Below are 12,438 nucleotides of genomic sequence, written 5' to 3' on the forward strand. Positions count from 1 at the left end.
ACCGACGACGCCGTCATGCCCACCGAACTCACCGCATAGCCTCAAACAAGAGATCACCGAGTGGCCGTCGATACACCACTCCAGCGGACGTGACCGGCCGCGGCACGCCGAACGGTCGCCCGATCCGCGAGCCGTGCGCGGTCGTGCCCCTTCTCGTGGCCTTCTCATGGTGCTGTCGAACACCGGCGGTCGGGTCGGTGGCCCTCGGCAGCGCGGGGCCCCTCGCGCCGAGCGCGTGACGATCCGTCGGATGAGCAACCGACTCGGCCCAGGTGACCTCACCGACCCACCGGAACGCGGCCCGGCCGGTGCCGACACCCTGACCGTGGACGTGAGGAACGCCCATGGCTCGCGTCACAGTGACACTCCGGCCGCGCACCCGCTCACCGCCGTGACCGGCGCCGGGCAGGCCGTCAGGCAGCTGCGAGCCCCAGACAGGACGAATGACGTCCTGCCTCACCGACTTGCCGACCCCGTTCGACCGGACCGGCCGGCACGAGGCATCCCCGCCGACTCCTCGTTGATCGTCGCTGGTCCGCTCCGCCGAGCGTCCGGGAGCGCCATCGACAACGCGTCGCACCTCGCCGTCACCGCAGTGTCAGACATCCGTTCCTGAGCGGCTGAGCGAGAGGCGTCCGCAGACCCGGGGCGGTTTGCCGAGGCTCGCCGGCCGCAGCCACTTCACGTCACATGCGGCATTCGATCGATGCAATTTGAATATGCGTGCCAGATGTTGAATCTCAGCGTCATTTCCTGCCGTATTTACGGCAGGACGGCAGGGAGAATATTGCCGCCGGCCCGGCGTCCGAGTAGCGTGTCCGGCGATAGCGCATGAGGAATTCTTCGCGATTCCGATGAATGCAATGTGTCGCGTATGACAGCACCAGGAAGTGGGCCATGGGCAACGTTCTTTTTGTGGTCACCGGCGCAAGCTACTGGACCCTGCGAGACGGCCATCGACATCCGACAGGGTATTGGGCTGAGGAGTTCGCGGCCCCCTACACCGTGTTCACCGAGGCCGGCCATCAGGTCACTGTGGCGACACCGGGCGGTGTCATTCCCACGGTGGACACCATGAGCCTGCAGCCTCGCATGACCGGCGGCGAGGAGAACATGTACGCGCTGACGGCCGTCCTTGAGGAGGCGGAGCAGCTGCGTCATCCGGTGGCCCTGAAGGACGTAAACCTCGAAGACTTCGACACCGTCTACTACCCAGGCGGGCATGGTCCGATGGAGGATCTCTCGGCCGATGCGGACTCCGGGCTCCTCCTGCGCAGGGCACTCGCTTCAGGCAAGCCGTTGGCCATCGTGTGCCATGCTCCCGCCGCGATCCTCGCGACGCGCGACGAGCACGGTGACACGCCGTTCGCGGGGTACCGGGTGGCCGGCTTCAGCAACGAGGAGGAGGCCGGAGTCGGGTTCGCCGACGAGGCGAAGTGGCTCCTTGAGGACGAGCTGAAGAAGCTGCCCATGGACTACTCGCGTGGACCTGCCTGGGAGCCGTACATCGTCGTGGACCGCAACCTCTACACGGGGCAGAACCCCGCGTCGTCGGGTCCCCTCGCGCAAGAAGTCGTGAAGGCCCTGTCGTGACATACCTCAACAACAGGGCGCGACTGTCGCCCACCGGAGGCACATCGTGAGCGAAACCTCTGGCCCCACGATCACCGGGGTCCATCACCTCTCCTTCACCGTCACCGATCTGGAACGCAGTCTGGACTGGTACCAGCGCCTGTTCGGGGCCGAGCGGGTGGACTACAAGTTCGTCCATCTCCACCGTGAGAGCACCGGTTACGGGATCCTTCTTGTGACGCCGGTGTCCGGAGTCGTGATCGGGCTCCATACGAACACGGGCAATCGGCACGAGGGCTTCGACGAGGCTCGCACCGGGTTGGATCACATCTCCCTCCAAGTCGGTTCGCGCGCCGACCTGGAGGCGTGGTCGACCTGGCTGGACGAACTGGGCATCGAGCACACGCCCATCAGGGACCAGACCGAGCCGTTCGTCTATTCGACGGTCGTCTTCCGTGACCCGGACGATATCCAGCTTGAGTTCGTGGCTGTCGGCTGAGAACCACAGCAAGAGCCGACCTTCGCGGAGAGCAGCGGCGTGGCCAACGATCTGTGAAGCTGCTCCGGGTAAGACCCATCGTCGATCGGACGGCCGCTGATCGGGCGGCCGCTCGAAGCGGTGCTGGATGCCGGCTTGGCTTCAGCACCGCTCACGAGCGCTCACGACCGAGGGGCGCCCAAGCCGGATGTGATCGAGTACTTGTCGCCGAGCGGCAAGGCTCTTGGATGCAGATGGGGGAGGAAGACGAGCCACCGCTCGTCGTCGTACCGCGGCTGCGGTTGGTCGTGGAATCACTGAGCTTCTTCGAGCTGGCCACCGATCAGGTGACGGTTCCGGAGCGCAACGAGCGAGGCCCCTGGGCTGTTGATCGAGATGCCTGACGTCTCAACAACGCTGCTCGGGGGCCTCGTTGGTCATCCATCCTGCCGCACTCGACCTGCCACATGCGCTCGTGGAGTGGGTGACGATGCCCGTCGTCAGTCGTGAGGGCGACCGTCGCTGCACGTTGCGCCCGTCCCAGCGTGCGATGGTGGCACGGGTGTGCCTGCGCGAACACACCACCCTTGCGAAGACCGCTGCCGGGTTCGGGATCAGTGAGTCCACCGCCCATGCCTACTTACACCAGCGCGGTCATCCACCTGGTCGCCGAGCGTGTGCCGGGTCTGTTGAAGGTCTTGCGCGAGACCGATGCGGACTTCGTCCTGCCGGACGGCACGGTCGCCGAGTGCGACCGGGTCGGCGACGGACGATCCGACTACTCCCACAAGCTCCGCCGGCACCGGGTGAATGTGCAGGCAGTCAGCGACCCGGACGGCCAGCTGCTCAGGAACTCCCCCTCACCGAGAAGTCCGTCAACCGGGCCCTGGCCGCGGCACGTGCACCGGTCGAACGCGGCGTCGCACACCTGAAGTCCTGGCAGATCTTCCGTAGATCCCGCTGCAGCCCCAACCGCATGACGTCAATCGCCAAAGCCGCCCTCACCCTGGAGCGGCAAACCTGAAGCTCAATGAGCCGAAACCATCGAGTCCCTGTCAGGAATGGGCCCGATCCCAGAAGCGGGATCCGTCGCCGTCGTCGGCGCCCCGTCCGGCTGCCGCGACGCCGGGCCGCACCGGCAACGGTCACTGGTCCGAACGCGGCCAACCGCCGCTGCTTGCGCCCCCTGTTCTCCCGCTCCGCGCGGTCGGTGACGAAGCGCCCTGAGCCGTCCCGGAGCCGCTTGCCCTGGATGGCGGCGCGAGGGCCTGATCCGCCTCCAGGCACTGCTCGCGCTCGCCCGGCGCTCGACGCGCTCTGGGCGATGCCGCGTGGCAAAGGGCCCTGTGACCCGCCCCACCAGTCACACTGGCGGCTTGACGCGAGCCAACAAGATCTTTCTTGGTCATCGGCGCCGGTGCCGCTCGGACGCTGCACCGACGTGATTACTGCTCCTGACTGGGCTTTGCTGTCCGTTCGGCCGATTCGAAGCGCCCGGGATCGGCGCACGGGCCACCGCCGCCATCGAATTCCAGGCAGCTCCGCTCAGGTTGCGGGGGTAAGCGGGGACTCCGTCCCGCGGCGTTCTGATGCCGACCTGCTGAGCTGCCGCCCTCCGATCTCGTGGATCCGATCCTCTGGCAGGCGTCGTGGGGTAAGTTGCAACTGCGTTCGCGTTTACCGCCGTTCTTTCCCCACGGCGGACTTCCCTCTCCCATTTATAGAGAGCGACAACGGCCCGCGCCTTCTCGGTACTCCTTGACTTAAGGAAACGTTTACGGAACCAGGATTCCTTCGCAGATATGTGGGCACGCACCATGTCGACAATACGATCTTCACGGGAGGGAGGAATGTCAAATATCGGCGGATCTCGCCTGACGCTTCCCTCAGGGGAGGGACCGTATGCATACCTGATTATGTCATCCTTAATTCTTTCGTCTGACGTCCTTCTTCCCCCTTCTCGATGACTTCCCCGCCCGATGTCTTCGACAAATCGTGATCCCTGCCCTGCAAGCCGCCCAGAATCGGCGGGCACAACACGTGTCTTCGAGGCCGGACCCGGCGGGACGGGTCGCTGACCTGACAACCCGGAAGAGACCAGCGGAGATGTCAAAGGTGCTGGACCATGTGACTCGGAGGCGGAAGGCATGGAAGATTCCGTGGACTGATCGACCGCCGTGAGGCGAATCGGCCGAGGGCTCTTTATTTCAGAACTATTTGCATCTGTTGGCACGCTCGGCGTGTCCCAATTGCCAGACTCAAGCGGTGCCGAACCCCGCATCTCGGCCTTCAGCTCGTTCGGCTTCGGAGGAGGCGGAGGCGGCGTCGAACCCCGCATCTCGGCCTTCAGCTCCTTCGGCTTCGGAGGAAGCGGAGGCGGAGGCGGCGACCAACCCCGCATCTCGGCCTTCAGCTCCTCCGGCTTCGGAGGAAGCGGAGGCGGAGGCGGCGACGAACCCCGAGGTTGAAGCGACGTCTCACCTGGCGTTGTCATGCTGTCTCTCCGAACAGTCCTTGCCGCTCTGGCGGCTGTGCCAATTGAGTTGACGTGTCGTTATGACTACGGCTTCGGACGGCGGACGGTTCTGATGAGTCGCGCACAAAACCGCAAGCCGGCATCGCAGGGTCCGTGGAACGGTCTCTGTTGCCGCAAGAAGATCACCCGCGCCGACGCACCGCACAAGTCAGTGCAGGAGCCCGTGCGCCAACCAGAGACTGACCTCGTGCGGGCGTCCTTCTCGGAACATCTCGGGAATGTCCCTGCCGCGTGCGATTGTCTCTCTGGCCAGCGTGGTCACGTCCGGCTCCCAGCCGTGGCCTCGCAGCCACTCGCCCGGCGACACATGCGGGCCGCCCTGGAAGAAGCTCACGATACGGCCGATGACGGCAGCCTCCACGTCATCGACCGTGGTCACGTCCTCCGGGCCCGGATTGCTCTCGAAGTACTCAAGTGCGATACGACTGCCCGGCGCGCTGAGGCTCGTCACGCTGTCGAGCAGGCGGGCGCAGTCCTCCGGCGCGAGGTACATGAACAGGCCCTCGACAATCCACATGGTCGGCCGCTCGGGGACGAAACCGGCCTCGCCCAGCTTCTCGCCCCAGTGACCGCGCAGGTCGGCGTCGACCGGACGGCGCTGACTGCCGGGCTTGAGCCGGGCACTCTCCAGCACTGACTCCTTGAACCGCAGCACGGGCTCCGTGTCGACCTCATACACCACTGTGTCGGCCGGCAGGCCCAGGCGGACGGCCCGTGAGTCCAGTCCGGCGGCGAGGATCACGACCTGGCGTATGCCGGCCGCGACGGCGGCGAGCGTGCGCTCGTCGTAGTAGCGTGTGCGGACCGCCAGGTAGGTCGCCAGCATGTACCAGGCCTCGGTGAGGTCACCGGTGTCGTCCTCGGGGCCCGTGGGCAACGCGTCGGGGTCCGTGCGGGCGGTGCGGCGCACCAGGTCGACCACCGCGGTGGCGAGCGGGTCGTCGAAGAGGCGGTCCTCCCGGAGGCTCTCGACGGCTCGCATGTGCGCCGTCAGCAGGGCCGTCCATCCGATGTCCGGCGGCAGCGTCTGTCCCCGGTCCTCATCGAGGTCTCCGGACTGTCGCGACACCTCATGTTGCTGCATGTTTCGTTCCATTCGTACGCGTGTTTCGACAGGGTCGTGAGCTTGCGCTCCGCCGGACCGGCGCCGGCTGTGGCGACCGGTCACTCGGTCACCGGAATCGATGCGGCGGCCCGACTCACCTGGGAAATTGCCACGGTGTACAGGATCAGACCGGCTGAGGTGAGCACGAAGCCGGCCCACACCGTGGAGAGCGTGCCCCACCCGGCGTCGAGCGTGAACGCGCCGCCGATCGCCCCCAGCGAGTTGGCCAGGTTCAGGGCCGCCAGATTGAGCGCACCCATCAGAGTCGGCGCGTCGGGCGCGAACCCGGTCAGACGGACCTGGACGGTGGGAATGGCGAACATCATGGTCGCACCGACGCCGAACAGGGCCGGCAGCAACAGGGCCACGTTGCTGCCGAAAAGGCCGATCAGCACCAGGAGCACGAGCACGCCGGCGTAGCCGCACACGATGCCGCGGCTCTCGAACCGGTCGGCGACTCGGCCGCCGAGGTAATTGCCGACGGTCATGCCGACGCCGAAGACGGTGAGCGCGATCGGGATGAGTGAGGCGTCCTGACCGGCCGCGTCCGTGACGAACGGGCCGATGAAGGTGTAGACGGCGAAGATGCTGGAGATGCCGAGAGCCGCGACGCCGACCATCAGCCACACCGCGGGCCGGCGGAGGGCGCCGAGCTCGCGGGCGACCGAGCCGCCTCGCAGGTCGTCGGTGCGGGGAACCCAGGCGAACAGCGCCAGGGCCGCCAGCACACCCAGCGCGACCACCGTCCAGTAGGTGGCCCGCCAGCCGGCCGTCTGCCCGATGTAGGTGCCCAGCGGTGCCCCGGCGATCGTCGCGATGGTCAGGCCGCCCATGACCGTCGCGAAGGCCTTCCCGCCCTTGCCCGGTCCGTACACGTAGCCGGCGACCACCGCACCTGCGCCGAAGTACGCGCCCTGCACGCTTCCGGTGATGAAGCGGAACACGACGAGCAGCACGATGTTCGGCGCCAGAGCGGAAAGCAGGTTGCCGGCCAGGAACAGTGCCATCAGCCCGAGCAGGAGGGAACGCCGGTTGACCCGTGCCGCGAGCAGGGTGATCGCCGGTGAACCGATCACGACACCGAACGCATAGGCGGTGATCGCATATGTGGCGACGGGCAGGGACACACCAAGGCTGGATGAGAAGAGCTGGATGATGCCGTTGCTGCCGAACTCACCGGTGCCGATCGCGAAGGTGCCCAGCGCCAGGGCGAAGAGGGTGTGTCCCCGATGCCGGATCGCTGTAGTGGCTGTGGTGTGACGGTGCTCCTCGGCCTTGCATTGCTGGTCATAGGCTGTCTGTTGCATGAGCGCACCGTAGTCGCGGCGAGTGGACGAACAGTTGACGAGCGGCTCTCCCCGTTCCCCGGGAGGATGTCCGCCAGAGCGGACCAGGCCCGCGCAACACCTGGGACGGTCATGTCGTGCCGACGTCTAGAAAGCATCCACTCGGCAGGAAGACGGCCTCTCTAGTGTGCCTGTCGGTGCGTGCGGGCGGTGCGTAGGCGCTTACGCGACTGGCCGCACCTGGGCACGGTGGGCGAGTGGGATACGGCCGAGCTGCCGCAGGCACCTTTGACTCCCCAACCCACGAAAGACGAGGCACGAGAATGACCGAGTTCACGACACCGGACGGCGCGAGAATCTTCTACAAGGACTGGGGCTCCGGACAGCCGATCGTCTTCAGTCACGGCTGGCCTCTGTCGTCCGACGACTGGGACGCCCAGATGCTCTTCTTCCTTCACCACGGGTTCCGCGTGATCGCCCATGACCGGCGTGGCCACGGGCGTTCCACCCAGGTCGACGGTGGCAACGACATGAACCACTACGCCGACGACCTGGCAACCCTCACCGAGCATCTGGACCTCCACGACGCCGTGCACGTCGGGCACTCGGCCGGCGGCGGCGAAGTCGCACGCTACATCGGTCGTCACGGTGAGAGCCGCGTTGCCAAGGTCGCGCTGATCGCGGCCGTGACCCCGTCGGTGATCCAGACGGCCGACAACCCGGCCGGCGTACCCAAGGCCGCCTTCGAAGGCCTGCAGGCCCAACTGGCGGGAAACCGCTCCGAGTTCTTCCGGGCCGTCCCGTCCGGACCGTTCTACAACTTCGACCAGCCGGGCGTCGAACCGTCCGAAGCGGTCATCGCCAACTGGTGGCGGCAGGGCATGATGGGCGGTGCCAAGGGTCAGTACGAGTGCGTCGACGCGTTCATCCACGAGGACTACACCGAGGACCTGAAGAAGATCAGCGTCCCGGTCCTGATCATGAACGGTGACGCCGATCAGATCGTCCCGTACGCCACGTCGGGCCCCCGTGCCGTCGGTCTTGTTCAGCACGGCGAACTGAAGACCTATGCGGGCCTGCCGCACGGTATGCCGACAACCCATGCGGACACCGTCAACAAGGACCTCCTGGCGTTCATCCAGTCCTGATCGTGCCCGGGCCATGCACAAGGAAGGAGTCGTAAGGACATGGGGAATCAGGACCTGCGGAAGGTCCTCGTCACGGGAGCCGGTACCGGCTTCGGTTACGAGGCCGCGATGCGCTTGGCCGAGAAGGGCTTCGACGTCATCGCCGCCGTCGAGATCTGGGCCCAGGTGCAGACCCTGAAATGGCATGCCGCCGAGCGGGGGGTCAAGCTGCGGGTGGAGAAGCTCGACGTGACCGATGACGGTGATCGCCGCAAGGCTCTCGGCTGGGGCGTGGAAATCCTGGTGAACAACGCCGGAGTCGGCGAAGGCGGCTCGACGGTCGACATTCCCGCGTCGAACATCCGGCACCAGTTCGAGGTCAACGTCACCGGGCCGCTGCTCCTCACTCAGGGCATCGCCAAGCAGATGGTCAAGCGCGGCACCGGGCGAATCGTATGGGTGTCGTCCCGGGAGGGCCTGAACGTCAACCCCTTCACCGGTGTCTACGCCGCTTCCAAACACGCGGTCGAGGCCATCGCCGAAACCATGGCCTATGAGCTGCAGGAGTACAACGTCGAGGTCGCGACGGTCAATCCGGGACCCTTTCTGACCGGCTTCAACGACCGGATGTTCCAGACGTGGGAAAGCTGGCAGGACGATCCCTCGCAGCGGCTCTTCGATTACTCCGAGCTCGCGTTCCCGCGGGCACAGTTCGATCCCGAGGCTGTCTACCGGACCCTGACGGCCGTGGCCGCCGGAGAGGTCAACCGTTTCCGCAATCTGGAACCGGCCTCGATGCTGGACGAGACCAAGCACCTCCAGCAGGTTCCCTGGGAGCGCACGGTCACCGATGGCCTCGGCACCCGGCACCCGGCCATCCAGCATTCCTATGAGATGCAGCCCGAGACCCCGGTCTCGGACTGATCGCTCTCCGGACACTTGCGAAGAGTCCGTCTGAGCGGCTTCAAGACGCAGTGCCGTCCCGTGCCTGAGGAGTTCCGCAGTGAACGCGAGAGCGTGCGGAGCCGTGGCCCGGGACGGCCGGCGCACATGAACGAGACCTCACAACGTGCGGAAGGGACACCCCGTGCCCATCAAACCGGGCATCCTGCAGGATCGTTACCGCAACCGCGGCACAGCGTTCTCACTGGCTGAGCGTGCGCAGCTCGGGATCACCGGTCGGCTGCCGGCCGCTGTGGAGAACCTGGACCAGCAGGCCGCGCGCGCTTACGCACAACTGCTGGACCAGCCCTCGGACCTGCACAAGTACATCTACCTCAACCGGGTTCACAACGAGAACCAGGTGCTGTATTACAAGCTGCTGAGCGACCGCATCGCCGAGTTGCTGCCGGTGGTCTACGACCCTACGGTGGGCGATGCCGTCCAGCAGTGGTCGACGGCCTTCCGCGACTCACGGGCGGTTTATCTGTCGGTCGACCGACCGGAGGACGTGCGGGCCTCCTTCGAGTCGCTCGGGCTCGGCGCGGACGAGGTCGACCTGATCGTGGTGTCCGACGCGCAGGCGATTCTGGGCATCGGCGACTGGGGCGTGAACGGCACCGAGATCTCTATCGGGAAACTCGCCGTCTACACGGCCGCGGCCGGCATCGACCCCGACCGGGTCATCGCCGTCAACCTGGACGTCGGCACGGACAACGAGCAGCTGCTCAACAGCCCGCGATACCTCGGGAACCGGCACGCGCGAGTGACCGGCAAGCGGTACGACGAGTTCATCGACCTGTACCTCCGGACGGTCTCGGAGCTCTTTCCGGACGCTCTGCTGCACTTCGAGGACTTCGGGCCGTCGAACGCACGGCGGATCCTGGTCGAGAACGCCGAGAACTACCGGATCTTCAACGACGACATGCAGGGCACGGGGGCCATCGTCATGGCCTCGGTGTTCTCGGCCCTGCAGGTGACGAAGGAACGATGGTCGCAGCAGCGGCTCGTGGTCTTCGGTGCCGGTACCGCGGGAACCGGCATGGCCGACCAGATCCACGCGGCGATGGTGCGCGACGGCGCGACACCCGAGCAGGCAACCAAGAACATCTGGCTGGTCGACGTCCACGGCCTGGTGACCGACGACATGCCCGACCTGCCGGACTACCAGCAGGTGTACGCACGATCCAAGTCGGACGTCACCACGTGGTCCGACGGTGAGATCGACCTTCTCACCACCGTCGAACGTGTCAGGCCGACCATCCTCATCGGCACCTCGACCGCCCACAACGCGTTCACCGAGGACGTCGTGCGCGCCTTGGCCGCGGGCGTCGAGCGTCCGATCCTGCTGCCGCTGTCGAACCCGACGAGCCGCATCGAGGTCATGCCGTCCGACGCGCTGCGGTGGTCCGAGGGAAGGGCCCTGATCGCCGTCGGCATCCCTGTACCGCCGGTGGAGTACAACGGCACCACCTACACGATCGGTCAGGCCAACAACGCGCTCCTCTATCCCGGGCTCGGACTCGGCACCATCGTCGCCGGTGCCCGTCACGTGACCGACAACATGCTGCTGGCCGCCGCCGAGGCGGTCGCCGGCCAGGTCGACATGTCGCGTCCGGGGGCGTCGCTCCTGCCTCCGGTCGCCGATCTGCGGGCATCCTCCGCGACGGTCGCGGTCGCCGTCGCCCGTGCCGCGGCGCTCGACGGCGTCGCGACGAAGTCCCACGCCGATCTGGTCCGGGCCGTCCAGGACGCCATGTGGGAACCGGTCTATCCCACCGACGTCGTGGCGGGACAGCCATGAGCGACGAAGCTCAGCCGGTACCGGCGATGAGGGACATCCCCATCGGGATCCGGGCGAGCGGAGGGCGGAGGGAATTCGACAGCATGGGCACCGTCGAGGTGCCGGGAGACCGCTACTGGGGGGCGCAGACGCAACGATCGCTCACGCACTTCTCCATCGGCGGCGACCGTATGCCCAAGGAGGTGTACCACGCCTACGGATACGTGAAGAAGGCGGCGGCGCTCGTGAACGCCGCCGCGGGCCGGCTGCCGACGTGGAAGCAGCAGGCCATCGTGCGGGCCGCGGAGGAAGCCATCTCAGGTGCGCTCGACGAGCACTTCCCCCTCTTCGTCTGGCAGACGGGGTCGGGCACCCAGAGCAACATGAACGTCAACGAGGTCCTCGCCAACCGTGCCTCGCAGTTGCTCGGCGGCACACCCGGGACCCAGAGGCCGGTCGCCCCCAACGACGACGTCAACATGGGGCAGTCGAGTAACGACAGCTTTCCGACGGCGATGCACATCGCCTCGGTGCAGGAGATCGACGACCATCTCCTGCCCCAGGTCCGTGAACTCATCGCCGCCATCGAGGCCAAGGCCGGCGCGTGGGCGGAGGTCGTCAAGATCGGCCGTACCCACCTTGAGGACGCGGTACCTCTGACGGTGGGCCAGGAGTGGTCCGGTTACGCCGCACAACTGCGTGCCTGCGTCGTGGACATCGAGCACAGCCGGGAGGAGCTGCTCGCCCTGGCCCTGGGCGGCACCGCCGTCGGTACGGGGCTGAACGCCCCAGAGGGCTTCAGCCGTGATGTCGCCGCCCAGATCGCCACGTTGACCGGCAAGCCGTTCGTCACAGCCGAGAACAAGTTCATGGCTCTCGGGTCGCTCGACGAGATGGTGCGGGCGCACGCGGCACTGCGCGGGCTGGCCGTCGCCCTGATGAAGATCGCCAACGACATGCGGTGGCTGGCCTCAGGCCCGCGTACCGGATTCGCCGAACTGCTGCTGCCGCAGAACGAGCCCGGCTCCTCGATCATGCCGGGCAAGGTCAACCCGACCCAGTGCGAGGCGATCGTCATGATCGCGATCCAGGTTCTCGGCAACGACTCCGCGGTGTCCTTCGCCGGCAGTCAGGGAAACTTCGAACTCAACGCGATGCGTCCGGTCATCATCAGCAACTTCCTGCACTCAGCGCGGATTCTCGCCGACGGCATGGAGAAGTTCCGGGTCTATTCCGTCAGCGGCACACGGCTCAACCGGAGCAAGATCGCGCAATACGTGAGCGAGAGCCTGATGCTGGTCACGGCACTGAGCCCGGTCATCGGCTACCAGAACGCCGCGCACATCGCCGAAACAGCACTCGCCAACGGCCAGACACTGAAGGAGGCGGCCCTGGCCAGCGGCCACGTCGACGAGAAAACGTTCGACTCTTTCGTCGACCCTCTCTCCATGGTCGGCCGCGGAGTTGCCGGCGCCTGATCCGCGGCTGCCGGCCTGACCTCTGCCCTGCAGAACCACCCGAAATGAACGAACTAGAAAGAGAGCAAACCGATGTCTGCACTGTCTCGTTTTCGTAGACCGCGTATGTTCATGGCCGCTGCGGCTGTCGCGGC

General features: G+C 66.4%; 9 protein-coding genes and 1 pseudogene. 8 read left to right on the top strand and 2 right to left on the bottom strand.

Going from position 1 to position 12,438, the window contains the following annotated elements:
- The first annotated feature begins 897 nt into the window (after positions 1 to 897).
- From ACFY6U_RS25570 to ACFY6U_RS25585, 4 genes and pseudogenes are all read left to right on the top strand, one after another.
- The gene (locus ACFY6U_RS25570; protein ID WP_385684949.1) at positions 898 to 1,593 is read left to right on the top strand and encodes a type 1 glutamine amidotransferase domain-containing protein; all 696 of its coding nucleotides are present in this window, start codon (positions 898 to 900) and stop codon (positions 1,591 to 1,593) included.
- A gap of 46 nt (positions 1,594 to 1,639) precedes the next feature.
- Positions 1,640 to 2,071, top strand: coding sequence for a VOC family protein (locus tag ACFY6U_RS25575; RefSeq protein ID WP_390041802.1), 432 nt, complete (start codon positions 1,640 to 1,642; stop codon positions 2,069 to 2,071).
- Between the two features lie 227 nt (positions 2,072 to 2,298).
- The gene (locus ACFY6U_RS25580) at positions 2,299 to 2,454 is read left to right on the top strand and encodes a hypothetical protein (RefSeq protein ID WP_390041804.1); all 156 of its coding nucleotides are present in this window, start codon (positions 2,299 to 2,301) and stop codon (positions 2,452 to 2,454) included.
- Positions 2,455 to 2,483: 29 nt separating this feature from the next.
- Positions 2,484 to 3,074: pseudogene (locus ACFY6U_RS25585) on the top strand (transposase family protein).
- Between the two features lie 1,660 nt (positions 3,075 to 4,734).
- Here the strand turns inward: ACFY6U_RS25585 and ACFY6U_RS25590 are convergent.
- Together ACFY6U_RS25590 and ACFY6U_RS25595 are read right to left on the bottom strand one after the other, a co-directional pair.
- Positions 4,735 to 5,670, bottom strand: a complete 936-nt coding sequence (locus ACFY6U_RS25590; RefSeq protein ID WP_390041806.1) for an SAM-dependent methyltransferase — start codon at positions 5,668 to 5,670, stop codon at positions 4,735 to 4,737.
- 80 nt (positions 5,671 to 5,750) lie between these two features.
- On the bottom strand, positions 5,751 to 6,998 hold the full coding sequence (locus tag ACFY6U_RS25595) for an MFS transporter (protein ID WP_360248889.1): 1,248 nt from the start codon (positions 6,996 to 6,998) through the stop codon (positions 5,751 to 5,753).
- Positions 6,999 to 7,300: 302 nt separating this feature from the next.
- Between ACFY6U_RS25595 and ACFY6U_RS25600 the strand changes: the two genes are divergently transcribed.
- From ACFY6U_RS25600 to fumC, 4 genes are all read left to right on the top strand, one after another.
- Positions 7,301 to 8,125 carry an alpha/beta fold hydrolase gene (locus tag ACFY6U_RS25600; protein ID WP_390041809.1) on the top strand — a complete coding sequence of 275 codons (825 nt, stop codon included), beginning with the start codon at positions 7,301 to 7,303 and terminating at the stop codon, positions 8,123 to 8,125.
- A gap of 39 nt (positions 8,126 to 8,164) precedes the next feature.
- On the top strand, positions 8,165 to 9,028 hold the full coding sequence (locus tag ACFY6U_RS25605) for an SDR family oxidoreductase (RefSeq protein ID WP_360248895.1): 864 nt from the start codon (positions 8,165 to 8,167) through the stop codon (positions 9,026 to 9,028).
- A 163-nt stretch (positions 9,029 to 9,191) separates the two neighbouring features.
- Complete coding sequence (locus ACFY6U_RS25610) at positions 9,192 to 10,847, top strand: NAD-dependent malic enzyme (RefSeq protein WP_390041811.1); 1,656 nt, start codon at positions 9,192 to 9,194, stop codon at positions 10,845 to 10,847.
- Between the two features lie 26 nt (positions 10,848 to 10,873).
- Complete coding sequence (gene fumC / locus ACFY6U_RS25615; protein ID WP_390042423.1) at positions 10,874 to 12,304, top strand: class II fumarate hydratase; 1,431 nt, start codon at positions 10,874 to 10,876, stop codon at positions 12,302 to 12,304.
- Positions 12,305 to 12,438: the final 134 nt, after the last annotated feature.

It is taken from the genome of Streptomyces sp. NPDC013157 (assembly GCF_042899865.1).
Taxonomy (GTDB): domain Bacteria; phylum Actinomycetota; class Actinomycetes; order Streptomycetales; family Streptomycetaceae; genus Streptomyces.

Excerpts from the sequence above, each read along its gene's own strand:
- fumC (WP_390042423.1), top strand. The coding sequence starts at position 10,874 with ATGAGGGACATCCCCATCGGGATCCGGGCGAGCGGAGGGCGGAGGGAA.
- ACFY6U_RS25570 (WP_385684949.1), top strand. The coding sequence starts at position 898 with ATGGGCAACGTTCTTTTTGTGGTCACCGGCGCAAGCTACTGGACCCTG.
- ACFY6U_RS25605 (WP_360248895.1), top strand. The coding sequence starts at position 8,165 with ATGGGGAATCAGGACCTGCGGAAGGTCCTCGTCACGGGAGCCGGTACC.
- ACFY6U_RS25580 (WP_390041804.1), top strand. The coding sequence starts at position 2,299 with ATGCAGATGGGGGAGGAAGACGAGCCACCGCTCGTCGTCGTACCGCGG.
- ACFY6U_RS25590 (WP_390041806.1), bottom strand. The coding sequence starts at position 5,670 with ATGCAGCAACATGAGGTGTCGCGACAGTCCGGAGACCTCGATGAGGAC.
- ACFY6U_RS25595 (WP_360248889.1), bottom strand. The coding sequence starts at position 6,998 with ATGCAACAGACAGCCTATGACCAGCAATGCAAGGCCGAGGAGCACCGT.
- ACFY6U_RS25600 (WP_390041809.1), top strand. The coding sequence starts at position 7,301 with ATGACCGAGTTCACGACACCGGACGGCGCGAGAATCTTCTACAAGGAC.